Below are 26702 nucleotides of genomic sequence, written 5' to 3'. Positions count from 1 at the left end.
GTATTATGACAAAAAAAATCATTGGAATCGATTTAGGTGGAACAACTGTAAAATTTGCTATTCTAACAAGTGAAGGGGATATTCAACAAAAATGGAGTCTTGTAACAGACACAACTGAAAACGGATCACGAATTGTTCCAGCTATTGTTGAATCGATCAATGAGCAGCTTGAAAAATATCAATTAACTCCAGATGACTTCATTGGAATCGGGATGGGATCGCCCGGAACGGTTGATCGTAAAGCCGGAACCGTTATTGGTGCATATAACTTGAATTGGAAAACAAGCCAGCCGGTTAAAAAAATAATCGAAGAAGGCACTGGAATTTCATTTGCTATCGATAATGATGCAAATGTAGCGGCTCTTGGCGAACGCTGGAAGGGCGCTGGAGCAAATGAAGAAGATGTCGTGTTTATCACTTTAGGAACTGGTGTTGGTGGTGGAATTATTGCTGGTGGACGGTTAATTCATGGTGTTGCTGGTGCTGCAGGAGAACTTGGACATATTACAGTGGATCCAGAAGGATACGACTGTACATGTGGAAAGAAAGGTTGTCTGGAGACTGTAGCAAGTGCTACAGGAGTTGTGCGTTTAGCTAGAGACTTTTCAGAAGATTACGCTGGCGAATCACAATTGAAATACAATATTGACGATGGTCAATTAATAACTGCCAAAGATGTTTTTGATTTTGCGAAAGAAAATGACAAATTAGCTGTTCTAGTGGTAGAAAAAGTAGCTTACTTTTTAGGCTTAGCATGTGCGAGTGTTGCAAATACGTTAAATCCATCTACCATTGTAATTGGCGGAGGTGTTTCTAATGCTGGAGTATTCTTAGTTGATCAAATCAAAGTATATTTTGATAAATTTACTTATCCAACTATTCGTGAAACGACAAAAATTAGATTAGCTCAATTAGGAAACAATGCAGGTGTAGTTGGAGCCAGTTCATTAATTAAAGAACATTTGAATGGAACTCTTTAATTTAATCATCTCTTTAGCTGTTAAAAATAGAACTATATTGAATAAAAAAAGACGACTTCGGTAACCGCCGAAATTGTCTTTTTTTATGTATCTAGAAGGTTGTTTTTGTATGGGGATACATTCATTGATGCTGTTATATAAAGGATAATGAGTGTTTAAACGTATAGCATATGTTATAATCTAACGAGATGATAAGAATACTTTCGAGAGGGAGAATCCTAAATAAATCAAAAATAAGGTGATTAGAATGAAAAGAAAAAAGAAAAAGTATATCATTTTTAGCTTAGTTATTTTACTTTTTTCCGCGACCTTATTTTTAATAAGTTGCACTAAAAAACAACCGACGGAAGCTCCTGACCCAGAAAAAAATCCTTTGTCGTATAAGGAAATCCCAATAGAGTATGAAAGTTTTAGAAAAGTGATTGGATGGATGTCAGATGAAGACGTTTTGTTACACACTGGTGAAGTGAATAATGACAGCTTATCTATTTTTAATATTTTTACGGGTGAGATCAAGCCTGTCTATGAAGCGGATGCCATTATTTTAACCGCTGTTATTTCAGAAGATCAGCAACAAGTGTTAATTCAAGTTGTTGGTGAAGATGGTGGAGAGTTAAGAATAGTTGACCTAAATGGAACGGTTATACAAAAATTGCCATTAGTGACTAAAGGATTTGTTAACGTAAACTGGAACCCAGCAAATCAAAATCAGATTTTCATTTCTTATTATCAGTCAGAAGCAGAAATAGTTGTTGGCAATTGGAACGTTGAGACTAATGAGGTTGTACCCGTTCCTTCTGCTTCGTTGACCCCTGCCTGGTATTCTTCTAATTTGTATTTATATGTAGATAATAAAGATGATTTTTCTCTTGAAACGGGTGATCTTTATATGGGGGATACTCGAACGAATGAATCTTTACGATTAAAGAGTCAGGTTTCTAATTTTTTTGTTCATGAGGATACTTTTATTACCTACACACCTTCTGATTTTTCAGATGATGAATTACTATTGAACTACCAATACCCTTTTATGGTGGATCAGTCATTTATGGCAATCCCTAAAGTAACAATGAACGATCGTCTGGTCTTTCCTTATCTAAGTCAGGCTGCAAGAAATACCCCTGTTTACGGAGTGTTTGCAAAAGAAGCGGTGAAATTAGAACTTGAAACAGGGGCTTTTGAATTTGGGCAGTTGGATTTTGATGGAAAGACGATTAAACCCATTTTAGATCTGCCAGATAATGCTCCGATTTCCATGTCGAAAAATGGCAAGTATAGCTTATATGGTTGGCGTTTTGAAAGTGTTATAGATATAGAAGCGCAAAAAATCTATTCATTGATTAGTATGCCTAATTAAGTGCATGATAAAGTCTGTAAAAAACAATGGTAATAAAAAAAGCTAGTAAAAGAGCCCGTTCTTGTGTACAATTATCCCTGTAGAAAGAGTTGAAAGGGGTAAGTAAGAATTGGATACAGGTCAAATGATTAATATCGTTTTATGGATCATCATTATTGTATGGGCAGGTTACGAAATCTATAGTTATTTCAGACGCAAAAATGCTTCAATTGAATTAACAGAGGAAGAGTTTAAAAAAGACATGCGAAAAGTTCAATTAATTGATGTCCGTGAGAAAAAAGATTATGATGCAGGGCACATCTTAGGAGCTAGAAATATTCCGTATTCAACTTTAAAAACACGTATCGTTGAAATAAGAAAAGACCAACCTGTTTATCTTTATGATCACAATAAAGCAGTTAGTTTACGAGCGGCTGTTCGTTTGCGTAAGGAAGGCCACACGGATATTCACCATCTTAAAGGCGGTTATCGTGATTGGACTGGAAAAACGAAAGCAACACAATAACATATAAACTAAACGATTGAATTTAATAGTCAAGAAAACGAGGCTGGGACAAAAATCCCAGCCTCGTTTTCTATATACAAATGTTTATTCCAACCAAGTCGCTAGGAAATAGAACTAACAAGCTCCTTCAATTAATTTAATCTTCGTCTTTTATATCAATATCTTCAGGAATAGGTTCGTTTAAATAATCTTGTAAATCTTTTTTGTATTTTTCAATTTCCTGTAAATATAAATTGAATTGTTCTTTATAAATTAAAATGGTTTCGCCATCTGATAAGGTGCGAATCTGTTTTTCGCGAATAAGACGTGTAATATCGGTGATGGACAGGTCTAAATATTCTGCGGTTTCTTCAATCGTTAAATACATCTCGATTCCTCCTTCTGACAGACTCTATTGTACAATAATTTAAAGAAAAAGACGACTATTTCATAGGATGAAATTGAGCTATCTATAGGGCATAGAATAGAAATATGCTATAATTATTAAGAATGTAAGCAATGGAGGGACTATACGTCATGAACCAAACGAAAATTATCGCTCATCGTGGAAGCAAAGGAACACATCCAGAGAATACATTAGAAGCAATCGAAGAAGCTGTTCGAGTGGGAAGCGATGGCCTTGAAATAGATGTACATTTAAGTTTAGATAAAGAAATGATCGTTATTCATGATGAAACTGTTGATCGTACAACAAGTGGAAAAGGAAAAGTTAAAGATTTAACGTTAACGGAACTGAAAAAAATGGATGCAGGTAATTGGTTTGCGCCTGAATACAGCAATTGTCGTATTCCAACATTAAAGGAAGTTTTTTATTTTCTTGAAAAAATAGATTACAAAGGATTAGTCAATATTGAGCTCAAAACAGATTGTTATTCATATCCCGGTATTGAGGAAAAAGTAATAGCCTTTGTAGCTGAAAAAAATTGGTCGTTTACTGTAGAATATTCTAGTTTTAATTATCAAACATTAATTCGACTAAAAAGAGTGGATTCTTCTTGTAAGATCGCTCTCTTATTTAAAAATAGTGGCGAAAACATTGCTTTTTTAGGTTCGGATATTCCGGTTAGGATGTGGCATCCTCAATTGAGTTGGTTCAGAAGCATTAGCCTTTTTCGAGCGCCAGAGATCCCGGTACGTGTCTGGACTGTCAATAAAAGTGAAGACATCCAATTTTGTTTAAGCAAACAAGTAGCAGGTATTATTACTGATTACCCTCAAAAGGCTCTTGAGATTAGAAATAATTTGTAATATGAAGGAGAATAGCGTGAAAAAGAAAAAAATTATTATCATCGTAGGACCAACGGCTGTTGGAAAAACAAGTTTAAGTATTTTCTTAGCTAAAGCTGTCAATGGTGAGGTTATTAGTGGCGATTCTATGCAGATTTACCGCAACTTAACTATTGGAACAGCTAAAGTTTCCAAAGAAGAACAACAAGAAATCCCGCATTACTTGATTGATGAAGTAGATGTCACAACAAGTTATGCAGTATCCGACTTTCAAAAGCGAGCGCGGTTTTTGATTGAGGAGATCTCTGCTAGAGGAAAAGTACCAATTATTGTTGGTGGCACAGGGTTGTATATTGAATCGTTGCTATATGATGTAACCTTTGGCGGCAGTGGCGAGAATGATCTCGCTTTTCGTGAAGCTCAAGAAGCATTAGCTATAGAAAAAGGGAATCACTATTTATGGGAACAGTTAATTAAAGTGGATCCTGTTGCTGCTGAAAACATCCATTTTAATAATCGTCGGCGTATCATTCGAGCTCTTGAAGTCTATCATGTAACTGGTCAACCTTTTTCCAGTTATCAAAGTGAACGCCAAGAGAAAGAACTGCTCTATGATGCTAAAATTATCGGGTTAACGACTGAACGAGAAGAATTGTATAAGCGAATCAATCTTCGTGTAGAGCACATGCTTGAAGCAGGATTGATTCAAGAAGCTGAGTGGCTGTATCAACAACAATTACCGGATGCCCAAGCTTCAAAAGGGATTGGGTACAAAGAATTGGTTCCCTATTTTGAAAAAAAAGCTACTTTACAAGAAGCGCAAGAAGCGATCCAACAGAACTCAAGAAGATACGCTAAACGTCAGCTTACGTGGTTTAAAAATAGATTAGAAAACGTAGAATGGTTTGATCTATTGGCTTCTCTTGAAGAAGAGGAACACATCAAAAACGAAGTGAAAAGATTTTTAAAAGAATAAGTTTATTAACGTCATTAAAATACTAGAATAGAAGGTGAGCGGAATGGAAACAAAAGAAACAGCTGAAACAGTAGAACGCGTCATCCTTGTAGGGGTGCAAACAAGAGAAAGCGATCAAGATTTCCGTTATTCGTTGACAGAATTGGCACAATTGACAGAAACTGCTCTTGGAGAAGTAGTAGGGGAACTTACTCAAAAAAGAGATCGAGTCGATTCACGTACCTTTTTAGGCAAAGGGAAAATGGAAGAGTTGATTTCTTTAGTGGATGAACTAGAAGCAGACACTGTTATCTTTAATCAAGGTTTAACACCTGGACAAACAAGAAACATTCAAAAACTTCTTTTGGATGACGTAAAAGTGATTGACCGTATTCAATTGATTTTAGATATTTTTGCAATGAGGGCTAAAAGTAAAGAAGGTAAATTACAAGTTGAGTTAGCTCAATTGCAATACTTGTTGCCGCGATTAGCCGGTCAAGGAATCAATTTGTCACGGTTAGGTGGAGGAATTGGAACACGTGGTCCAGGGGAAACAAAATTGGAAACGGATCGTCGTCATATTCGTGATCAAATTACTGATATCAAACGAGATCTTGCTGAAACCGAAAAACACCGAAGCCGTACGCGTGAACAACGCAAGGAGAGCGGAACTTTTCAAATTGGTTTAATGGGGTATACAAATGCTGGGAAATCTACCTTGTTAAATAAGTTGACTCAAGCAGATACGTACGAAGAAAACCAATTGTTTGCGACCTTAGATCCCTTGACTCGGCAATTATTGTTGCCAAGTGGAATGACGGTTACATTAACAGATACCGTTGGCTTTATTCAAGATTTGCCAACCCAATTAATTGAATCCTTTAAATCAACTTTAGAAGAAACGAAGGGCGTCGACCTGTTGCTGCATGTAGTAGATGCTTCTGCTGAAAATATGGCTGGACATGAACAGACAGTAGTTCAACTGTTGAAAGAATTAGGTATGGAATCTATTCCAATGATCACAGTGTACAATAAAAAAGATCTCGTCGAGGATGCATTCTATCCATCGCTTTTCCCTAATGTTTTTATCTCGGCGAATGATCCTGAAGATATCAATCAATTGCTGTCTGAGATCATGAACAAAATGAAAGAATTGATGGTCCCTTACCGGATTGAAGTTGAAGTTAGTCGTGGAGAACAGTTGGTTCGCTTAAAAAGAGAAACGCTTGTTGAATCAGAAGAATACGATGAAGAAAAAAATGTTTATGTAGTAAAAGGCTATGCGAAAGTAGAGTCGAAATGGAATGGAGAGAATCAAACGTCATGAGTTGGAACAAAAACTATGCACCCGAATTAATTGAAAAAATTAAAGCAGTAGAAGAAAAAATCAAGCCTATCCATGATCAGATTCATGAAATAGCATTATTCAATCAAAATAAAGTCTTGCAAAGTTTTAGAAATAAAAAAATCACGGAACAACATTTTACCCCCTCTACAGGATATGGGTACGATGATTTTGGAAGAGACGCTTTAGAAGAAGTATATGCTGAAGTCTTTGGAGCTGAAGCGGGTTTAGTTCGACCGCAGATCATTTCTGGGACACACGCTATCTCGACGGCTTTATTTGGTGTGATGCGCCCTGGAGATGATTTATTGTACATCACGGGGACTCCTTATGATACACTGCTTGAAATTGTGGGTGCTACTGGAAATGGCATTGGATCATTTAAAGAATACCAGATGGGATTTGATCAGGTAGATTTATTGTCGGATGGAACAGTGGATTTTGAAGCAGTAAAAGAAAAAATAAATGCGAAAACAAAAATGGTAGCTATCCAACGTTCTAGAGGTTATGCAAGCAGACCGTCATTTACGATAAGCCAAATTGAAGAAATGATTCAATTTGTTAAAGGGATCGATCCAGAAATCATTGTCTTTGTTGATAATTGTTATGGGGAATTCGTGGAAGGGCAAGAACCAATCGAAGTTGGAGCAGACTTGATGGCGGGATCATTAATCAAGAATCCAGGCGGAGGTTTAGCTAAAACAGGTGGGTATATTGTCGGAAAAACAGAACTGATTGATGCTTGTGGGTATCGCTTGACAACGCCCGGTATTGGTAGAGAAGCTGGTGCCTCTTTATATAGCTTACAAGAAATGTATCAAGGATTTTTCATGGCTCCTCATACTGTTGGTGAAGCCATAAAAGGAGCTGTTTATACAGCTGCACTTTTAGATGCTTGTGGTATTGAAAGTACACCAAAGTGGGATGATAAGCGAACGGATTTAATTCAAATGATTTCGTTGAATGACAAAGAAAAAATGGTTAAATTTGCGCAGACGATTCAAAAATATTCTCCTATCAATGCACATGTTTCTCCTATTGGTGCCTATATGCCTGGTTATGAAGATGATGTCATTATGGCAGCAGGAACCTTTATCCAGGGTTCAAGTATGGAATTAACGGCTGATGGCCCTATTCGTGCGCCATATACCTTATATGTCCAAGGTGGTTTGACGTATGAGCACGTCAAGTTAGCGGTCAGTTCTGCTGTAGAAGAATTATTTTTCCAATTATAAAAAAAATAATCATTTGTTATGCTGAAAATCGGGCTCTAAAGATATAAGATTTTTGACATTTTAAAAAGAGATTGTTACTGTAGTAATATGCTAGATGGGAGGATCCTCATGAACGAGAAAGAGCTAAGGCGTTCCATGTCTGTATTTCCAATTGGAACAGTCATGACATTGACGGACTTATCTGCACGTCAAATTCGGTATTACGAAGAACAAGAATTGATTTCTCCTGAACGTAATGAGGGGAATAGAAGAATGTATTCTTTAAATGATATAGATGTTCTTCTGGAAATCAAAGACTATTTAGCAGATGGCATCAATATGGCAGGAATAAAACGTATCTATGAATTAAAAGAAAAAGAAGTTGAAAACGAAGAGCAATCTGTTTTAACAGATGAAGACGTTCGTCGAATTTTACAAGATGAATTTTTAGCTCTACGAGGAATGAATCCAAAAGGTCCTTCACGTTTCTTTTAATTTTTTCATAGTAAAGTATAAAAAAACTATTATAAAAGGGAGTAAAGATAACCAAAATGAAGAATTTTACACGCAAAGAAATAGAAGTTAGTGCCAAGGAACAAAATGTTCGTTATTTAAGATTGATGTTTACAGATATTGACGGAACCATCAAAAATGTTGAGGTTCCAATTAGTCAATTAGAAAAAGTTATGGAAAATAAAATGATGTTTGATGGTTCTTCTATCGATGGATTCGTAAGAATTGAAGAAAGTGATATGATTTTACGCCCTGATTTATCTACTTGGTTGATTTTCCCTTGGGAAGAAGTAAACGGAAAAGTTGCTCGTTTGATTTGTGATATTTATAATCCCGATGGTACGCCGTTTTCAGGAGATCCTAGAAACAATTTAAAGCGTGTTCTGAAAGAAATGGAAGAACAAGGCTATACAGATTTTAACTTAGGGCCTGAACCGGAATTTTTCTTATTTAAATTAGATGAAAACGGAAAACCGACAACTGAATTAAATGATAATGGCGGCTATTTCGATTTTGCACCAACAGATCTAGGTGAAAACTGTCGTCGTGACATTGTATTGCAACTTGAAGACTTAGGCTTTGAAATTGAAGCCAGCCATCATGAAACGGCTCCAGGTCAACATGAGATCGATTGGAAATACGCGAGTGCAATAGAAGCTTGTGACAATATCCAAACCTTTAAGTTGATTGTTAAAACTGTTGCTCGTAAACATGGTCTGCATGCCACTTTTATGCCGAAACCTTTATTCGGCGTGAGTGGTTCTGGAATGCACTTTAATATGTCTTTGTTTAACAATGAAGGAAATGTTTTGTGTGATGAATCGGATGACCTAGGTTTAAGTAAAACAGCTTACCACTTCTTAGCAGGTATATTGGATCATGCTTTGGGATACACAGCGATTTGTAACCCGACTGTAAATTCTTATAAGCGATTGATTCCTGGCTATGAAGCGCCTGTATACATTGCGTGGAGCGCTCGCAATCGTTCACCTCTCGTACGTATCCCAAGTTCAAGAGGAATCTCTACTAGAATAGAGTTACGAAGCGTAGATCCTAGCGCAAATCCTTATTTAGCAGTAGCGGTATTATTACAATCAGGATTAGATGGCGTGAAGAAAGAAAGCAAAGTCCCTCAACCAATTGACCGTAATATCTACCGTATGTCTTCAGAAGAAAGATATAAAAAAGGTATCAAAGATCTTCCATCTACTTTGCACAATGCTGTAAAATATCTGCAAGAAGATAAAGTTGTGCAAAATGCATTAGGAGATCATATTTACAAAAGTTTTGTTAGCGCCAAACGTGTAGAATGGGCTGCTTATCGTGAACAAGTTTCTGAGTGGGAAAAAGATAAGTACCTAACGTTGTATTGATCAATTTAATAAAATCCGAAAAGAACCTGTGAATAGCTTATTCACAGGTTCTTTTTTAGCAATCGAACGATTGGTATAGTTCGATTCTTTCTTTTTAATCGGAACGAAAGAATTTTATATAATTTTAACGTTCGTTATATCATGTTAGGTTTTCTGACATTCGACGCATATTTTTGTTGACATCGAAAAAAAAGACTGATATTCTATAAAAGTAATCGAAAGGAGGACTAGAATGAGTGAGAAAGAACTACGGCGTTCACAATCGGTATTTCCGATTGGTACAGTTATGAAACTGACTGATTTATCTGCTCGACAAATACGTTACTACGAAGAGCAAGATTTGATTCATCCATTACGTAATGAAGGAAATCGGCGAATGTATTCTTTGAATGACATTGATGTTCTTCTTGAGATTAAAGATTATTTATCTGATGGAATCAATATGGCAGGCATCAAACGTATATATGAATTGCAAGAAAACAAAGAAAAAGCTAGGGAACAAGAAGTGTCTAAAGTGATGACAGATGATGATGTTCGCAAAATACTGCACGATGAGTTTTTAGCAGTAAGTGGTTTGGGTGTTAAGACACACCATTCATTTCTAGATCAAAATCGAATAGGATAAAATAAGATAGCGGAAACGTTAATCAAAAGGAGAGAAAAAGTGTATGGTTAAGTTTACGAGAAAAGAAGTAGAAGAAGCATCAAAGAAAGAAAATGTCCGTTTCTTGAGACTAATGTTTACTGATATTTTAGGAGTTATCAAAAATGTTGAGGTACCCATTAGTCAATTAAAAAAAGTATTGGATAATGAATTGATGTTTGACGGCTCTTCAATTGAAGGATTTGTACGGATCGAAGAAAGTGATATGTATTTAAGACCCGATCTAGATACTTGGTTGATTTTTCCATGGGAAACGACTGAAGGGGCTGGTAAAATCGCTCGACTAATCTGTGATGTTTACAATCCGGATGGCACTCCTTTTGCTGGAGATCCTCGTTCTAACTTAAAGCGTACACTAAAAGAAATGAAAGAATTAGGGTTCACAGATTTTAACTTAGGACCTGAACCTGAATTTTTCCTTTTTAAATTAAATGAAAAAGATGAACCAACTTTAGAGTTGAATGATGCTGGAGGCTACTTTGATTTAGCTCCGACAGACTTAGGTGAAAATTGCCGTCGCGATATCGTATTGCAATTAGAAGATCTAGGTTTTGAAATCGAAGCGAGTCATCATGAAGTTGCACCAGGACAACATGAAATCGATTGGAAATACGCCAGTGCAATAGAAGCGTGTGACAACATTCAAACGTTTAAATTGATTGTTAAAACAGTCGCTCGCAAACATGGATTACACGCTACATTTATGCCTAAGCCACTATATGGCGTGAACGGATCAGGTATGCACTTTAACTTGTCTCTATTTACTAAAGAGGGAAATGCTTTTTATGATAAAGATGGTGACATGGAATTAAGCGAGACAGCACGTCAATTCTTAGCTGGAATTTTAGACCATGCTAGAGCATTTACAGCAATTGTGAATCCTACAGTGAACTCATATAAACGTCTTGTGCCAGGATATGAAGCGCCCGTCTACATCGCTTGGAGCGGTCGTAATCGTTCGCCGCTGATTCGCGTGCCGCAATCAAGAGGTCTGTCTACACGAGTGGAATTGCGTAGCGTCGATCCTAGTGCAAATCCATACCTATCTATGGCTGTTTTATTAAAAGCAGGATTAGATGGCATAAAAAAGGAAATGAAAGCACCAGAACCTATTAACCGTAATATTTATGCAATGAGCGAAAACGATCGTCATGAAAGTGGTATTCATGATCTTCCAGGGACGTTGCAAGAGGCATTAGGATACTTGGCTAATGACAGCATTATTAAAGATGGATTAGGTGGACACATCTACGAAAACTTCATGAATGCAAAGAAAATTGAATGGTCTGCATTCCGTGAGCAAGTCACTGAGTGGGAGAGAGATCAGTACTTAAAAATGTATTAAAATAGAATAGGAAAAAGGAGCTAGGAAAAATTTCCTAGCTCCTTTTCCCTATTTGATTTGGGTCTAAACGCTCTTATCACACTACAGTACTCTAAAGAATAGCGACAGCCAATGCTTGTTGGATAGTGGTAATGTGTTTATCGTTTGTAAACTGTAATGTGATAGCTGGTTCGTTGGCGCTCGAAATAAAAATTTTTAATTCAGCATCTAAATCAAAATGTCCGGTTGTTTCGACTAAAAATCGACTGATCGATTTATAAGGTAAAGAATGGTAAGTTGTTTTCTTACCCGTAACTCCTTGTTTATTGATGATGATTAGCCGTTTATTTGTAAATATGATCAGATCACGGACTAACTTAAAAGCTAAATCAATTTCTTCAGACTCTAAAATAACTCCAACTAATTTTTTTCTAGCTTCATTCTCACTGATATTTCCAGCATTTCCTAAAAGGCCACCAATTAATCCCATGAAAACCCTCCTTGTCTACTCTATGGACCCATTGTAAACCGAGGTTTTTCTAAATTCAACTGATTAAAATAACATTCTTTGCTAAAAATTAAATTAATTCGTAAAAAGTGTTGACTTTTTATTCATTTTTACCTATAATTAATTTTGTTGCTAGTACATGTCTCAGTAGCTCAGTTGGATAGAGCATCCGCCTTCTAAGCGGACGGTCGGGAGTTCGAATCTCTCCTGAGACATCGATTAAAAAGTTAGAAAAGTTGAACAGTCAGCTTTTCTAACTTTTTTTCATGTTGAAATTAAAAAATATATCGTTTAAATTATTCACCAAATAATCGTTACACTTATCTACATATTTCTAAAACAGTTTAAAAGAATTATTCAAAAAAATGTAAAAATATTCTATATTTTTTTGAAATGATGGATTAATTTACGGTAAAAAAAATAAATTTTTCTCATCTTTTTTTTTATTCTTTTTTAAATGTGAAAAATACACGAAACTACTTTTGAATACAATTCTACTCAGGGTTCTTTACGCTTTATTATTCACAAACAATATTGCGGAACACTACATATAGAAAAAAACAAATATGTCAATAGGAAAACCACTATATATAGTGGTTTATTTATTTGCCAGTAGAGAAGAATAAGTGTAGAATACAAATAGAGAAGTAGAAGAAAGATCATTAAAAAAAGAAGCATAAAGGAGAATGTATGATGGCTCAAAAAACGATTATTGTTTACTCTAAACCAAACTGTATGCAATGTAATTTCACTAAAAAATATTTAGAAGATAAAGGTGTATCTTACGAAGTAAAAGATATTTTTGAATCAGAAGAAGCGTTAAATGAAGTCAAAGAACTTGGGTTCAGCTCTGTTCCGGTTATTTCAGTTGAAGGACAAGAAGCATTTAATGGATTTCGCCCAGATCTCCTTGATCAATTAGTATGAAAGTTGTTTACATTAGTTTAACAGGCCAAACACGAAAGTTTGTTAAAAAATTAGATATGGATTCGCTGGAATTGACGCCAACGAATCCATATCTTGCTTTAAATGAACCATTTATCATCGTCACCCCTACCTATGATAAAGAAGCAACGGACATATTAAATGATTTTATTGAGACAGCTGATAATAAAAACAATTTTAAAGGAGTAGCAGGTGGTGGGAATTTAAATTTTGGTAAGCTTTTCGCTTTTACAGCCAAAGATCTAGCACATGATTATCAAGTTCCATTGCTACATACCTTTGAATTCCAAGGTAACGAAGAAGACGTTGCACAACTAAAGAAAGCGGTGAATGAAATTGGATAAACCTAAATTAGCATCAAAGCCAAAAGAAGTTACGTATTTTAAGTTAAACAATGAACTGAATAGACCTGTAGATGGAAAAATCCCTTTAAACAAGGATCGTGAAGCTGTACGAGCTTATTTTTTAGAACACGTAAATCCGAATACAGTTTTCTTCTACACACTAGATGAAAAATTGAATTATTTAATTGAAGAAGATTATATAGAAGAAGAATTTTTATTAAAATACGACAGAGCATTTGTGCGTGCGTTGTTTGATGACATCTATAGCCGTAAGTTTAGATTTCGTTCATTTATGTCTGCATTTAAATTTTATACTCAATATGCCCTTAAAACAAATGACGGAGAACGTTTCTTAGAACGCTATGAAGATCGGATCGTTTTCAATGCACTGTATTTAGCTGATGGAGACACTGAATTGGCGAGTAGACTTGCGGATGAAATCGTAAACCAACGATACCAGCCTGCTACTCCAACATTTTTAAATGCTGGACGTAAAAGACGTGGAGAATTGGTTTCTTGCTTCTTAATTCAAGCAACAGATGACATGAACAGTATTGGTCGCGTTGTGAATAGTGCGTTGCAATTGTCTCGTATTGGAGGCGGAGTTGGAGTGAATTTATCTAATTTACGTGCTTCTGGCGATCCCATCAAAAAAATCGACAATGCTTCCAGCGGAGTCGTTCCAGTAATGAAATTACTAGAAGATAGTTTCAGCTATTCCAATCAGCTGGGTCAACGTAATGGAGCAGGGGCCGTTTATTTAAATGTCTTCCATCCAGATATTGTTTCGTTTCTTTCAACAAAAAAAGAGAATGCGGATGAAAAAATTCGTGTAAAAACCCTTTCTCTTGGACTAGTTGTGCCAGACAAATTCTATGAATTAGCAGCACATGATGAGCAAATGTATTTGTTTAGTCCATATGATGTTGAACGTATCTATGGGGAACCATTTGCTTATATTGATATCACTAAAGAATACGACAACATGGTGAACAATGAAGAAATACGCAAATCAAAAATCAGTGCCCGTGAATTAGAAAATGAAATATCTAAATTGCAACAAGAATCTGGTTATCCTTATATTATTAACGTCGATACAGCAAATCGTGAAAACCCAGTTTATGGAACCATCACAATGAGCAACTTGTGTAGTGAAATTTTGCAAGTCCAAGAACCTTCACTGATCAACAACGATCAAACATATGAGCATTTAGGAACAGATATCAGCTGCAATCTTGGTTCAACTAATATTGTAAACTTGATGAAATCATCTGATTTTGGAAACTCAATCGACACAATGGTACGGGCTTTAACAATGGTTACTGATCAATCAAGTATTGACGCTGTACCGTCAATTAAAAACGGGAACGATAAATACCATACGATTGGTCTTGGCGCAATGGGACTGCACACGTATTTAGCATTAAATCAAATTCACTATGGTTCACCAGAATCCGTTGAATTTACGGATGTGTACTTTAAACTATTAAATTACTATACGTTAGTATCTAGTAATAAAGTGGCGAAAGAAAGAAACACAACTTTTTATAATTTTGAAAAATCATCGTATGCGAATGGTACTTATTTTGATAAGTACATCAATGAAAATTTTGTTTTTTCAAGTGAAAAAGTTCAACACTTATTCGATGGAATCCAAGTGCCTACTATAGAAGATTGGGCAGCTTTAAAAGAAGCTGTAATGAGAGATGGTTTATACCATCAGAATCGTTTAGCTGTAGCACCAACGGGTTCAATTAGTTACGTAAATGAAACATCATCTAGTTTGCATCCAATCACACGTTTAATCGAAGAACGTCAAGAGAAAAAGACAGGGAAAACTTACTACCCAGCACCTTTCTTATCAAATGACACAATGCCGTATTACACATCAGCTTACGATATGGATATGCGTAAAGTGATTGATGTTTATGCAGCAGCCCAAAAACACATTGATCAAGGTATGAGTTTAACGCTCTTCTTACGCTCTGAAATTCCTGAAGGGTTGTATGAGTGGAAAAATGGACGCACAACCAAACAAACGACACGTGATTTAAATATCTTACGTCATTATGCTTGGAAAAAAGGTGTGAAATCTATTTACTACGTTCGTACATTTACCGAAAATTCAGAAGAAATTGGTTCAAATGCTTGTGAGAGCTGTACCATCTAAAAGGAGAGAACTAGAATGACAACGAACTATACAGCCATTAACTGGAACAACATTGAAGACATGATTGATAAGTTAACATGGGAAAAATTAGTAGAACAATTTTGGACGGATACACGTATCCCATTATCGAATGACTTAGACGATTGGGCACGACTTCCAAAAAATGAAAAAGACATGGTTGGTAAAGTATTTGGCGGGTTAACCTTATTGGACACACTTCAATCGCAAGATGGAGTGCAGTCGTTAAAACAATCTATCCGTACTCAACATGAAGAAGCTGTCTACAACAATATCCAGTTTATGGAATCAATGCATGCGAAAAGTTACAGTGCGATTTTTAGTACGCTAAATAGCAAACTTGAAATTGATGAAATTTTTCAATGGACAAATACAGACGAGTTATTGCAACTAAAAGCATCAACCATTAATGATATCTACCATAATGGAACAGATTTGCAACGAAAAGTTGCTAGTGTCATGTTGGAATCTTTCTTATTCTATTCAGGCTTTTTTGCCCCACTGCATTATTTAGGAAACAATAAGTTGCCGAATGTAGCTGAAATCATTAAATTGATTTTACGGGATGAATCCGTTCATGGAACATACATTGGGTACAAGTTCCAAATTGCGTTTAATCAGTTGCCTGATGACGAAAAAGAAGAAATAAAAAATTGGACGTATGAATTGCTCTTTAAACTATATCAAAATGAAGTGAAGTATGCAGAATATCTGTATGATGAAATTGGATGGACAGAGCGTGTAAAAGTTTTTCTTAGATACAATGCAAATAAAGCATTGCAGAATCTTGGATTTGACCCGTTATTTCCAGATACAGCTAATGATGTAGATCCAGTTATTATGAACGGTATTTCTACAGGTACATCTAATCATGACTTCTTCTCGCAAGTCGGGAATGGGTATCTACTTGGTATGGTCGAGTCTATGGAGACTGATGATTACGAAAAATGGACTATTTAATAATAAATTAAGCTTTCATTTGGAATTTTCGAATGGACTGGTTTAAATAGAGTACACCTTTGTTAAATTCATCTGATATGAATTTAACAAGGGTGTTTTTTACTGTGGAAATGAAAACAAACAAATGACTGGTGGTTAATAATTGTGAAGAAATAAAGTTTCAGTTATGATAAGATTGTTATTAAGATTGGTAAAAAGGAGGAGAAAAAATGGAAAGACGTGAAATAAAGAGAACCGCGAAGAAATTATTAAAAGGAAATTGGAAAGTTGCTATTTTAAATTTAATTATTATTTCTGTTTTGACAGGTGCAATTAGCCAAGGTATTTTTGCTTTGATTGGTTCTGGAAGCTCATTTACAATGCTTGATTCTGTCATGCAAGGGAATTTAGATAATTCAACAATGGCTGTTGAACCAACAATTACAGCAAGTTTATTAACTTCACTTGTTAGTATATTGATTAGTTTTATTTCTGGGTTGCTGACTGCTGGTTATGCTTGGAATATTTTAGACATGGTAGATGGAGCAAAATTGTCTATAGAAGGCATGTTTCAAACATTCAAGAAAGAACGTATCTTTAAAACAACAGGTTTGATTATTGTAATGACTATTTTAATCACGCTATGGTCATTATTGTTTATCATACCAGGTATTATTAAAAGTTATAGTTACAGTCAAGCATTGAACCTAATGAAAGATAATCCTTCCATTAGTATTATGGAGGCATTAGATCAAAGTCGTAAAATGATGAAAGGTAATAAATGGAAATTTTTCCTATTACAACTCTCATTCATTTGGTGGTACATCGTACCGTTTGTTCTTTTTGGTTTGTTTACATTAGGGAGTATTCAAACGATTAATGCGAGACTAGAAGCCAATCCTAATGAAGGAATCGTTGTTATTTTAGGTTTTATATTGGCATTTTTAGCCATCTTGCTATTCGTTATTCTGATTTCTTTCTACATTGAACCTTACCGTATAACTTCTCAACAAGTCTTTTATCGCTCGTTAACAGATGGAGATGCTTACAACACTGTACATCCAACTAACAACAATAAGGATGATAATCACTATAATGAGGATTACGAAGGCAAACAATTAGATGACGTAGACTTTTAAAAGTCAAAATTTAAAAAACTAGCAAGAAATAAATGTTAAAAACATTATTTCTTGCTAGTTTTTTTGCTAAATAGTAAAATAAATAACGCTGTTTATGAGTATATCTTTTTGTTATCAAAGGAAGATAGGATACAATAAAATTAAATATAAGTTTTCACAAATATTTATGTTTAAAGATTACATCCTCTAGTTTCAAAAATCCAAAGAGAATGGAGGGAAGGTTAATTAGCATAAGATCATTTCTTGATGCTAATCAGTACTTAAGAAAGAATGAAAAGTTGGGATTTCTACTCGTTTTCATTGTTGTTTTGGCCGGATGCGGTGTTGGAAAACTGGTAGATAAATTAACAGAAGAAATTATGTCTAGTTCTGTGAGCAGTGAAAGCACTCAAGATAAGACAAGCACTCAATTAACTGCTTCTAGTGGAGAAGATTCAGTCGCAATTGAAAGTGCTATTGAAGACATCGCTATGAATGATATTCGTTATCCACTGAGTTACAGCAACAAAGATGGGGAAATGACATGGGATTAAGATGTTGTTATTTTGAAAGAAGATATATTCGGTTCGTTAAAACCAAATACCGTTCTTCCTATGACGATTCCAAAGGGGAAAGTAGGTTTGTTGTTGTCCATTACAAATGAGAATCTATCAATTAAGTTGGATGAATTTACTTTTGAAGAATAAAACAAGTAGGAATAAATTAGACTTAAAGGGTAATAGAGTGAAAAAAGGGGAAGGATGATTAAGATGAGAAAAATATTAACGCTTCTAGGAGCAGTAGTTTTGTTGGCAGGTTGTGATTTTATTGGAGGAGGTAGTGAGTCGACATCTTCTAGTGAAACGAGTTCGGCAGTAACGAGTGAAAGTATGATGAGCTCCGAAATGTCTTCAGAGTCTTCTGCAGTTGCTTCTTCTCAATCAAGTAGTATTGCTACAGAAGAATCTATGGTAGATTCTAGTGCAACAGGTGAGACAGCAACAGATATGGTTATTCCACTTGTGCCACAAAAAATGGAATTAGACCAAGGGTTGACACTTGAAAGTGATTCTGTATTGCAAGAAATAGAAATGAGAATGGCAGAATCAGAAGATATTGGTATCGAAAATGATGTAGCAATTCACTTCACAGGGATGTATTTAGGTGAGACTGGCGAGATGCAGGCCATTTTTATTATCGTTAACAGAATGGAAGTAGCCATGACAAATATCGAGATTACGATAAGCTTTAGTACTGTCGATGGAGATGTTATTTTAGACAAAGCAGCCTTCCATCTAACAGAAGAATCTTTTGGAGTGTTAGAACCGGATACAGCGATGCCGATTTACTTAAATATTCCACCTGAAAATGAAGAAGCATTTTTCAGTACATCTGATATCAATAATTTAGTTTACACAATTGACGAGTTTGATTTTGAAGAAAGATAATTCATTACTTTTTTAAACTAAAAGCGCCCGATGGAATGCAAATACACAGCATTCCATCGAGCGCTTTTTTTATTGACCAGAATTTTTTTGAAAAAATTCATAAAAGTAGTTTAAGTGGCAATAAAAGTGGTAGGATTAACTTAATACATAAGTAATTATGCTATGTGAGAGGTGATGTTAAATGAAACTACAAGCAAAAGATTTTCTAACCCTTCCAAATATTTTATCGTATGTTCGTCTATTGCTCATTCCGGTCTTTATGATGCAGTACTTGACAGCTACAGAGATTGGTGATTACTATATTGCAGGAATAATCATTATTTTTTCAGGATTGACGGACTTGCTAGATGGGTATATTGCTCGGAAATTTAATCAAATTACGGAGTTAGGAAAATTACTCGACCCGATTGCTGATAAGCTTACTCAGGTAGCCGTCATTATTTGTTTGCTAGTTCATTATGAAAAAATGTGGATCATTATTTCCTTGTTTGTAGCCAAAGAACTATTTATGACAGTGAATAATTTTTTACTTTATCGCCAAGGTAAGAAACTTGATGGTGCTAAATGGTTTGGGAAAGTATCTACCGCAGTATTCTATGCGTGCATGACGTTTTTGGTGGCATTTCCTAGTATCCAAACAACGACTGCAAATAGCCTAATGATTATTACTGGTTTTTTCTTAACACTCTCATTTGTCTTATATGGGCGTGAGTTCTTTACTATGTATCAAAAAAATTGAAAGTAAATTTAATGTGTGATTAAATCACGAAAGGAGAACCAAATGAATAATGCAGAACGTTTTATTGCTAGTTTTAATCGTATCCATAATTTCTTGAGTTTTTCAGATAACGAAAAAGAATATAAAAAGCCATTTTACCGTTTATTAGATGAAAATGAACACCGCAATCCTGCCGTAAAAAAATATAAGAATGATCTACAAATTTTTGCGGATCTTAGAAATGTTATGGTGCACAAAAAATTAATTCCGAATAGTTATATTGCTCAACCGACAGATAATGTAGTCAAACATATTGAACAAATTGAAGATGAAATAAAAAGTCCTGAAAAAGTCTATCCTTTATTTAAACGTGACGTCGTTCAGTTTAATTTCGATGATTTATTTACAAAAGTGTTAACAACCATTAGTGAAAGAAAATTTACTCATTTTCCGGTGTATAAAAATAAGGAATTGATTGGTTTATTAACGGAAAAAGGAATCACGATGTGGTTAGCGAATCAATTAGAAGATGAAACTATTTATTTGAAGAAAACTATGGTGGAAGAAATCGTCTTAGAAGATACGAGAAGAAATAACTATTTGTTTATTAAAAAAAATATGTCTGTTGACGTTGCTGCAGATCTATTGAAAAATGATAGGCGTTTGGATGCTTTACTCATAACTGAGAATGGCAAAGTATCAGAATCACCTTTAGGTATTATTACTCCTTCCGATTTATAAGAGAGTTAAAAGATATTAAATAAAATTTGTGGAGGGAATTCATGAAATTTGTACTTATATTTGGGCCTCAAGCTGTGGGTAAAATGACTGTAGGACAAGAGTTGGAAAAGAAAACGGATTTAAAATTATTTCACAATCATATGACAATTGAATTGCTAGAACCCTATTTTGGATTTAGTTCTGAAATGTGGAAACTATCCGATTTATTTAGATGGGAACTGTTTAAAGCAGTATCTGATATTCAGCAAGAGGGTTTAATATTCACGTATGTATGGGCGTTCGATCAAAAAAGGGATTGGGACTACGTAGAAAGTATTTGTGAACTATTTGAATCAAAAGGAGCAACGATTTATTTTGTTGAATTAGCATCCGAAATTGAAGAGAGATTAAAACGAAATAAGAGTTCAAATCGTTTAGAGCACAAGCCTACAAAAAGAAATGTTGATTTGTCAGAAAAAGAATTAAAGGCAACAATAAAAACACATCGCTTGAATTCATTTGAAGGTGAAATTAAAAGAGAACACTATATCAAACTAACGAATACTACCTTAAGTGCTAATGAAGCAGCAGAAATAATTAAAGTTAGGTTTAATTTATGATTGATTAATTTTCTTCAAAGTATAATGAAAACTTAAATGCTGCAAAACTCTCTTCTACAGTTAGGATAAGGATAAATAGAACAAGGAATTTCGGTTAAGGTAGATTAGTTGCAGCGTAAAATAGTTTGGACTATAGTTACTTTAAGTTAGTGGGTTAAGCGCATTCATTTAAGGAGGAGAACTAAATGATAAAAATTGGAATCATTACGGGTAGTACACGTCCTGGACGTAATAGCTTGCAAGTAGCTCAATGGGTAAAAGAATTAGCTGACAAACATGGAGATGCACATTACGAAATTGTGGACATTGCAGAATACCATTTACCTTTATATAATGAACCAATTCCTGCATCAAGTAGCCAAAATTATGTTACTCCAGAAGCTATTCCCTGGTCTAAAAAAATAACTGAATTAGATGGTTTTATCTTTATTACTCCTGAATACAATCATGGCATAACAGCGGCATTGAAAAATGCAATCGATTATCTTTATCCTGAATGGAACAACAAAGCAGCAGGAATCGTTAGTTATGGTTCGTCGGGTGGTGTACGTGCTACTGAAGCTTTACGTGTTGTTTTAGCTGAATTGCAAGTAGCGGATGTTCGCTCACATACAGCAATGTCTATCTTTACAGATTTTGTAAATATGCATGAATTTAAGCCGGCTTCTTTACATGAAAATGCAGTAAATACAATGTTAACTCAACTAAATACTTGGGCTACAGCCCTGCAACCAATAAGAAATAAAAGTTAGAATAAAGGATAAATTTCCGATCATTAAAGTTGAAATAAGAGCGTTTTCTTGTTATTATAATGGTGTAAAGAAGGACAAGGTACAATGTCTTCTTTATTAGAGTCAATAAACTATCGACTCTAAAGTTAATAGTAGATTCACCGCTATTAACTCAATTTCATAGAGTGGCTAAGTTCCTGAAATAGAATAAGTCAAGACTGAAGTATTCAAACCCCACATGAAGGAAATAGAGTTCATGTGCATAATGACAATTTAGCAAATAAAGCATAGAAAAATAGAAACAAAAATGGGACTAGCTACAAAATGAATGGAGGGCTTCTAACAAGAGGCTCTCCTTTTTTTTATCTAAATTTCAGGAGTCATTAATTGACGTGTTAGCGTTTACATGATATATTATATATGTAAAGAGAGACATGCATATAAAGAGAGCATGACGCTCTTTATAGAAGCTAGTGAAAGTGGCTTCTAGGAAAGATAGCCGAGTAAAGCTATCTTATCCAAGCTCATTCATTTAGTTGATTGCTAATGCATGACCATTCTAAATGAAAACCAATCAGAAGTACTGGATGAATGAGCGCTAATATATTCAGCATGTAGTTCTAGTTTAAAAGAATTGAAACGATCAACCTTTGTAGAAGTTGATATCAGAGATTCGCTAGAACCATGCTATCAGTTTTAAGAGGAATATCCTAATTTTTAGGATGTTCCTCTTTTTACTATATTTTTTAGCTGAGCCTGTATAGATTGACAATTCCTCGTTTTTAATGGTATATTTATCTCGAATTAAAGATAATTTCAGTTTTGAAAAAAGTATTTATAGATAAGTTCATAATGGAAGGTGATCCGATAAAATGGAAGACTCAACTAAAGCATTAAAAGCGTTAACCGTATTGTTAAAATCTTCTTCAAGCGTTCTAGATGTTATAAAAAAAGATATGATAAAATACGGATTAAATCCGACCGAATTTTCAGTTTTGGAGCTTCTTTACAGCAAGGGAGATCAGCCGATTCAATATATTGGGAAAAAAATATTATTAGCCAGCAGCAGTATCACATATGTTGTAGACAAGTTAGAAAATAAAGGCTTCATACAACGCTGTCCTTCTGTTAAAGATCGACGTGTAACAAATATTTCAATATCTGAAAAAGGAACGGCTTTTATGGAAAATGCTTTTCCAGAGCATGAAGGATTGATCTCAAATGTGTTTGGTGTACTTAATGAAGAAGAAATAACTACTTTAACAGAGTTATTAAAAAAAGTAGGGTACAATGCTAATTCATTTAAATAAAAAATAAATAAGATTATTGATACGAAAGCAGCGCAGACCTTTCCATGTTTAGGATCAAATGTAAAGACTCACTTGTACTAGAGCTTCATTTTATTGCCAAAATATGGTATAATCAATTTTAGCAGAACATTTTATTGGAATACGCTCAAATTAAGAACCAAAGAAATGAGGGGATTTACATGGGGAAAGTTATTACCGAAGAAATTCAATCTTTAGTAGAAGTTGAACTTCGAAAAGGTGCCAGCAAATCAAGAATTGCGACCCTTTTAGGCGTACCATATGACGAAGCAATCGTTATCATTGACGAAATAAAAGCTTCATTTAGACCAGATGTAGGAGATAAAATTATTTTTTCATTCCGAGACGAAAAAATGGCTGGAACAATCATCAAATTATTGAATAATAGTGCCGTTGTAGAAATCTATTGGGATAAATCTTCTGATAAAATGAAGGACATAATGGAAAGTAAAACCATTGTTAACTTTAAAGATATAGAAGAATTCGTATCTAGTGAAACAGAATAATAGAACAAAAAAAGAGTTGAGGCAAATTGTCTCAACTCTTTTTTTGTTCTAAATTTTCCTGAAATAAATTAAAAATAAGAATTTTCCATGATTTTTTAAAGAGAGTTTTTTTGTTTTTTTTGAAAAACTACTTTGATATTCAAAATAATTTTAATACTTATAGACATTGGTATTAAAAGGTTTTGATTGATGAGATGAAAATAATAATATATTTATTCTTGACACATTCACTAAAAAATAATATAGTTTGATGGTCAAACAATTTGATGTTCAAAGTAATTAACTTAATTGCTAATTTGAAAGAACGGAGGAGTTGGTGTGGACGAATTAATTCCTGAAATTAATTCTTACTTGGTAACGATATTTAATGAAATTCTGATAATTGAAGAAGGTGCACTTCAAAGTAGCACATTTAAAGATATTTCAATAAAAGAAATGCATACAATCGAAGCTATCGGCATGTATGGTGTTCATACGACAACTGAAGTTTCAAAAAAACTTTCGGTTACTGTGGGAACATTAACTGTTTCTGTTAATAATTTAGTGAAAAAAGGATACGTTGAACGCATTCGGAATGATAATGATCGTAGAGTCGTTAAGTTGGGCTTAACTAAAAAAGGGCGGCTACTTTATCGTCTTCACGACAAATTTCACCGAGATATGGTTAAAGAGACGTTAGAAGGCTTAAACCGAGAAGATGCAGAAATGTTGATTAAAGGCTTAGAAAATCTTCATATTTTCTTAGACCGCACAAAAAATAATTTATAAGAACAGAGTTGAATTCTAATGAAAGCAAAAATTATGGGTGCTGGAAGTTACACTCCACATAAAGTAGTTTCCAATGCGATGCTAGAAAAAATGATGGATACCAATGATGAATGGATTAGAACTCGTACAGGTATAGAAACACGTCACATTAGTGAGGGTGAAAATACTTCAGTACTTTGTGGTAAAGCCGCAATGGACATTCTTGAAAAAACAGGTGTTTCTGCTAAAGAAATAGATTTTATTATCGTTGCGACTATGACTCCAGATGGATTAAGTCCTTCAACAGCTTGTTTAGTACAAGATTATATAGGAGCAAACCCTATAATGGCTTTTGACGTAAATGCAGCATGTTCTGGTTTCATTTATGCTTTATCGATTGCTGAGAAGTTAATTCAAAGCGGTACTTTCAAATACGGAATGGTTCTTGGCGGAGAGGTCATGTCAAAAATCATTGATTGGCAGGATCGTAGTACAGCAGTTCTGTTCGGTGATGGTGCTGGAGGCGTATTGCTAGGTGCAACAGAAACAGAAAATAGCTTTTTAGGAGAAGATATCCATTCTGACGGAAGTCGTGGAGAATCTCTCACAGCGGGCAGTCACTTGGTCACAAATTTTCATACAAAAGAAGACGAAAAAAATAAGTATCTTCAAATGGATGGAAGATCAATTTTTGATTTTGCTATTCGAAGTGTTCCTGAAAGTATTCGAACTGTTGTGGAATCTTCAAATTATACTCTTGAAGAGATAGACTGTATTGTTGCTCATCAAGCAAATTACCGTATTTTAAAAGCTATTGCAAAAAAACTGAAAATTCCTGCTGAAACATTTGCAACAAATATTGCTGAATATGGCAATACTTCTGCTGCAAGTATTCCAATCTTGTTAGATGAACTTATAACAAATGGAGATTTAGTTTTGGGAAGCAAGAAAAAAATCGTTCTTACTGGATTTGGTGGAGGACTCACATGGGGTTCCATACTTATTCAAATTTAAAGAGGTTATACCAGCCCGCTTAGGCTTAAAAAAATAAGCAAAATAAAAAACAACTATAATGGAGGAATTACAAAATGACATTCGAAAAAATTCAAGCAATTATCGTGGACCAATTAGACAAAGAGGAAGAAGAAGTACAATTAGAAACAAACTTCCGTGAAGATTTAGAAGCAGATAGCTTAGACTTATTCCAAATCATCAATGATATTGAAGACGAATTTGATATTAAAATTGAATCTGAAGAAGGTTTAACAACTGTTCAAGATATCGTAACATTTGTTGAAGTTGAATTAGCTAAAAAATAAACACCCATAAGAAAGCAGGTACTGTATGCAGTCTGAATTAATTGAAAAACTTGGAATCAAATACCCTATTATACAAGGCGCAATGTCTTGGGTTGCTAATCCTAGTTTAGTGAGTGCAGTTTCAAATGCTGGCGGTCTAGGAATATTAGCTTGTGGATATGCTTCAAGTGAAATTGTACGAGAACTGATTAGAGAAACAAAAAGTTTAACAGACAAACCTTTCGGTATCAACGTACTATTAACATCACCTAACGTAGATGATGTTGTAAAAGTTATCTGTGAAGAACATGTTAAAGTTGTAACGACTGGTGCTGGTAGCCCTGGAAGATACATGAGCCAATTTAAAAATGCGGGTACAGTAGTTATCCCCGTAGTTGCTTCAGTTGCTTTAGCACGACGCATGGTAAATGAAGGAGCAGATGCAATCATTTGTGAAGGTATGGAAGCTGGTGGTCATATTGGTAAAACAACTACTATGAACTTAGTGCCACAAGTGGTTGATACTGTCTCTGTTCCAGTCATTGCGGCAGGAGGTATTGCTGACGGACGTGGTGTTGCAGCTGCGTTTATGTTAGGCGCTTCAGCTGTCCAATTAGGAACACGTTTTGTTGTTGCACACGAAAGTACTGTTCATCAAAATTTCAAAGATGCCATATTAAAAGCAAAAGATATTGATACTGTGGTTACTGGTCAGATTACTGGTCATCCAGTACGTGTCCTACGTAACAAACTAACTCGCCAATACTTAAAAATTGAAAAAGACATCACAAGTGATGAAAATCCAGATTTTAATCGTTTGGAAGAACTTGGAACAGGTGCTTTGAGACGAGCTGTCATAGATGGCGATAAAGAAACTGGATCATTTATGTCTGGTCAAAGTGCTGGATTAGTAAATAAAGAACAAAGTAGTCATGAAATCATCCAAGAATTAATGCATGAATATCAAGAAGTAATAAAAGAACAAGCCAACCTCATTTTAAAATAAGGTGAACTTAAGTGAAAAATAACTAGAAAGCTAAAAGGAGTTCTTTTCGCTTCAGATTAGTTTTTCTTAGTTTTTTTTCGA

At 34.8% G+C, this 26702-nt stretch carries 31 protein-coding genes and 1 tRNA gene; 30 read left to right on the top strand and 2 right to left on the bottom strand.

Going from position 1 to position 26702, the window contains the following annotated elements:
- The first annotated feature begins 5 nt into the window (after nucleotides 1–5).
- The 3 genes from CAR_RS06595 (at nucleotide 6) to CAR_RS06585 (ending at nucleotide 2842) form a co-directional block, all read left to right on the top strand.
- Entirely contained in the window at nucleotides 6–980 is a 975-nt protein-coding gene (locus CAR_RS06595; protein WP_013710953.1) for an ROK family glucokinase, read from the top strand.
- A gap of 247 nt (nucleotides 981–1227) precedes the next feature.
- The gene (locus CAR_RS06590; RefSeq protein WP_013710952.1) at nucleotides 1228–2337 is read left to right on the top strand and encodes a hypothetical protein; all 1110 of its coding nucleotides are present in this window, start codon (nucleotides 1228–1230) and stop codon (nucleotides 2335–2337) included.
- A 109-nt stretch (nucleotides 2338–2446) separates the two neighbouring features.
- Complete coding sequence (locus CAR_RS06585) at nucleotides 2447–2842, top strand: rhodanese-like domain-containing protein (RefSeq protein WP_013710951.1); 396 nt, start codon at nucleotides 2447–2449, stop codon at nucleotides 2840–2842.
- A 136-nt stretch (nucleotides 2843–2978) separates the two neighbouring features.
- On the opposite strand, the gene CAR_RS06580 is transcribed toward CAR_RS06585, so the two are convergent.
- A complete protein-coding gene (locus CAR_RS06580) occupies nucleotides 2979–3209 on the bottom strand; it encodes an excisionase family DNA-binding protein (RefSeq protein ID WP_013710950.1) in 231 nt (76 codons plus the stop codon).
- 149 nt (nucleotides 3210–3358) lie between these two features.
- Here CAR_RS06580 and CAR_RS06575 point away from each other — a divergent pair, with 149 nt between their 5' ends.
- From CAR_RS06575 to glnA (CAR_RS06540), 8 genes are all read left to right on the top strand, one after another.
- Complete coding sequence (locus tag CAR_RS06575; RefSeq protein WP_041556356.1) at nucleotides 3359–4090, top strand: glycerophosphodiester phosphodiesterase; 732 nt, start codon at nucleotides 3359–3361, stop codon at nucleotides 4088–4090.
- A gap of 1 nt (nucleotide 4091) precedes the next feature.
- Nucleotides 4092–5045, top strand: a complete 954-nt coding sequence (miaA, locus tag CAR_RS06570; protein ID WP_013710948.1) for a tRNA (adenosine(37)-N6)-dimethylallyltransferase MiaA — start codon at nucleotides 4092–4094, stop codon at nucleotides 5043–5045.
- Nucleotides 5046–5088: 43 nt separating this feature from the next.
- A complete protein-coding gene (hflX, locus tag CAR_RS06565; protein WP_041556354.1) occupies nucleotides 5089–6351 on the top strand; it encodes a GTPase HflX in 1263 nt (420 codons plus the stop codon).
- Complete coding sequence (locus CAR_RS06560) at nucleotides 6348–7604, top strand: methionine gamma-lyase family protein (protein WP_013710946.1); 1257 nt, start codon at nucleotides 6348–6350, stop codon at nucleotides 7602–7604. Before hflX ends, CAR_RS06560 begins: the two co-directional genes overlap by 4 nt.
- Before the next feature lie 108 nt (nucleotides 7605–7712).
- Nucleotides 7713–8078 (top strand): MerR family transcriptional regulator, encoded by a 366-nt coding sequence (locus CAR_RS06555; RefSeq protein WP_041556352.1) that lies wholly within the window; start codon nucleotides 7713–7715, stop codon nucleotides 8076–8078.
- Between the two features lie 56 nt (nucleotides 8079–8134).
- Nucleotides 8135–9469, top strand: a complete 1335-nt coding sequence (glnA, locus tag CAR_RS06550; RefSeq protein ID WP_013710944.1) for a type I glutamate--ammonia ligase — start codon at nucleotides 8135–8137, stop codon at nucleotides 9467–9469.
- Between the two features lie 232 nt (nucleotides 9470–9701).
- Entirely contained in the window at nucleotides 9702–10094 is a 393-nt protein-coding gene (locus tag CAR_RS06545) for a MerR family transcriptional regulator (RefSeq protein ID WP_013710943.1), read from the top strand.
- A gap of 43 nt (nucleotides 10095–10137) precedes the next feature.
- Nucleotides 10138–11478 carry a type I glutamate--ammonia ligase gene (glnA, locus tag CAR_RS06540; RefSeq protein WP_013710942.1) on the top strand — a complete coding sequence of 447 codons (1341 nt, stop codon included), beginning with the start codon at nucleotides 10138–10140 and terminating at the stop codon, nucleotides 11476–11478.
- A gap of 91 nt (nucleotides 11479–11569) precedes the next feature.
- On the opposite strand, the gene CAR_RS06535 is transcribed toward glnA (CAR_RS06540), so the two are convergent.
- A complete protein-coding gene (locus tag CAR_RS06535; RefSeq protein ID WP_013710941.1) occupies nucleotides 11570–11947 on the bottom strand; it encodes a PH domain-containing protein in 378 nt (125 codons plus the stop codon).
- 159 nt (nucleotides 11948–12106) lie between these two features.
- Here CAR_RS06535 and CAR_RS06530 point away from each other — a divergent pair.
- From CAR_RS06530 to fabK, 19 genes are all read left to right on the top strand, one after another.
- Nucleotides 12107–12180, top strand: a tRNA-Arg gene (locus CAR_RS06530).
- A 478-nt stretch (nucleotides 12181–12658) separates the two neighbouring features.
- A complete protein-coding gene (gene nrdH, locus CAR_RS06525; protein WP_041556350.1) occupies nucleotides 12659–12892 on the top strand; it encodes a glutaredoxin-like protein NrdH in 234 nt (77 codons plus the stop codon).
- Nucleotides 12889–13254 (top strand): class Ib ribonucleoside-diphosphate reductase assembly flavoprotein NrdI, encoded by a 366-nt coding sequence (gene nrdI / locus CAR_RS06520; protein ID WP_013710939.1) that lies wholly within the window; start codon nucleotides 12889–12891, stop codon nucleotides 13252–13254. Before nrdH ends, nrdI begins: the two co-directional genes overlap by 4 nt.
- A complete protein-coding gene (gene nrdE / locus CAR_RS06515; RefSeq protein ID WP_052303137.1) occupies nucleotides 13241–15424 on the top strand; it encodes a class 1b ribonucleoside-diphosphate reductase subunit alpha in 2184 nt (727 codons plus the stop codon). Before nrdI ends, nrdE begins: the two co-directional genes overlap by 14 nt.
- A 15-nt stretch (nucleotides 15425–15439) precedes the next feature.
- Nucleotides 15440–16402: a class 1b ribonucleoside-diphosphate reductase subunit beta gene (nrdF, locus tag CAR_RS06510; protein WP_013710937.1), complete on the top strand. Its 963-nt coding sequence runs from the start codon at nucleotides 15440–15442 to the stop codon at nucleotides 16400–16402.
- Between the two features lie 209 nt (nucleotides 16403–16611).
- Entirely contained in the window at nucleotides 16612–17520 is a 909-nt protein-coding gene (locus CAR_RS06505) for a DUF975 family protein (RefSeq protein WP_013710936.1), read from the top strand.
- A 278-nt stretch (nucleotides 17521–17798) separates the two neighbouring features.
- Nucleotides 17799–18053: a hypothetical protein gene (locus tag CAR_RS06500; RefSeq protein ID WP_013710935.1), complete on the top strand. Its 255-nt coding sequence runs from the start codon at nucleotides 17799–17801 to the stop codon at nucleotides 18051–18053.
- 12 nt (nucleotides 18054–18065) lie between these two features.
- On the top strand, nucleotides 18066–18206 hold the full coding sequence (locus CAR_RS13170; RefSeq protein WP_013710934.1) for a hypothetical protein: 141 nt from the start codon (nucleotides 18066–18068) through the stop codon (nucleotides 18204–18206).
- A gap of 63 nt (nucleotides 18207–18269) precedes the next feature.
- On the top strand, nucleotides 18270–18947 hold the full coding sequence (locus CAR_RS06495) for a lipoprotein (protein WP_148229390.1): 678 nt from the start codon (nucleotides 18270–18272) through the stop codon (nucleotides 18945–18947).
- Nucleotides 18948–19128: 181 nt separating this feature from the next.
- A complete protein-coding gene (locus CAR_RS06490) occupies nucleotides 19129–19686 on the top strand; it encodes a CDP-alcohol phosphatidyltransferase family protein (RefSeq protein ID WP_013710932.1) in 558 nt (185 codons plus the stop codon).
- A gap of 42 nt (nucleotides 19687–19728) precedes the next feature.
- On the top strand, nucleotides 19729–20406 hold the full coding sequence (locus CAR_RS06485) for a CBS domain-containing protein (protein ID WP_013710931.1): 678 nt from the start codon (nucleotides 19729–19731) through the stop codon (nucleotides 20404–20406).
- 41 nt (nucleotides 20407–20447) lie between these two features.
- Complete coding sequence (locus CAR_RS06480) at nucleotides 20448–21005, top strand: AAA family ATPase (protein WP_013710930.1); 558 nt, start codon at nucleotides 20448–20450, stop codon at nucleotides 21003–21005.
- Nucleotides 21006–21190: 185 nt separating this feature from the next.
- Nucleotides 21191–21757, top strand: a complete 567-nt coding sequence (locus tag CAR_RS06475) for an NADPH-dependent FMN reductase (protein ID WP_013710929.1) — start codon at nucleotides 21191–21193, stop codon at nucleotides 21755–21757.
- 851 nt (nucleotides 21758–22608) lie between these two features.
- Nucleotides 22609–23046: a MarR family winged helix-turn-helix transcriptional regulator gene (locus CAR_RS06470; protein ID WP_013710928.1), complete on the top strand. Its 438-nt coding sequence runs from the start codon at nucleotides 22609–22611 to the stop codon at nucleotides 23044–23046.
- Between the two features lie 179 nt (nucleotides 23047–23225).
- The gene (locus tag CAR_RS06465; RefSeq protein ID WP_041556349.1) at nucleotides 23226–23570 is read left to right on the top strand and encodes a DUF2187 family protein; all 345 of its coding nucleotides are present in this window, start codon (nucleotides 23226–23228) and stop codon (nucleotides 23568–23570) included.
- Nucleotides 23571–23888: 318 nt separating this feature from the next.
- The gene (gene fabT / locus CAR_RS06460; RefSeq protein WP_013710926.1) at nucleotides 23889–24338 is read left to right on the top strand and encodes a fatty acid biosynthesis transcriptional regulator FabT; all 450 of its coding nucleotides are present in this window, start codon (nucleotides 23889–23891) and stop codon (nucleotides 24336–24338) included.
- Between the two features lie 18 nt (nucleotides 24339–24356).
- Nucleotides 24357–25331: a beta-ketoacyl-ACP synthase III gene (locus CAR_RS06455; RefSeq protein WP_013710925.1), complete on the top strand. Its 975-nt coding sequence runs from the start codon at nucleotides 24357–24359 to the stop codon at nucleotides 25329–25331.
- 74 nt (nucleotides 25332–25405) lie between these two features.
- The gene (locus CAR_RS06450; RefSeq protein WP_013710924.1) at nucleotides 25406–25636 is read left to right on the top strand and encodes an acyl carrier protein; all 231 of its coding nucleotides are present in this window, start codon (nucleotides 25406–25408) and stop codon (nucleotides 25634–25636) included.
- A gap of 25 nt (nucleotides 25637–25661) precedes the next feature.
- Nucleotides 25662–26621 carry an enoyl-[acyl-carrier-protein] reductase FabK gene (gene fabK, locus CAR_RS06445; protein ID WP_013710923.1) on the top strand — a complete coding sequence of 320 codons (960 nt, stop codon included), beginning with the start codon at nucleotides 25662–25664 and terminating at the stop codon, nucleotides 26619–26621.
- Nucleotides 26622–26702 lie beyond the last annotated feature (81 nt).

Origin of the sequence: Carnobacterium sp. 17-4, from assembly GCF_000195575.1 — a bacterium.
Taxonomy (GTDB): Bacteria; Bacillota; Bacilli; order Lactobacillales; family Carnobacteriaceae; genus Carnobacterium_B.
This window is presented reverse-complemented; position numbering and strand designations above follow the sequence as displayed.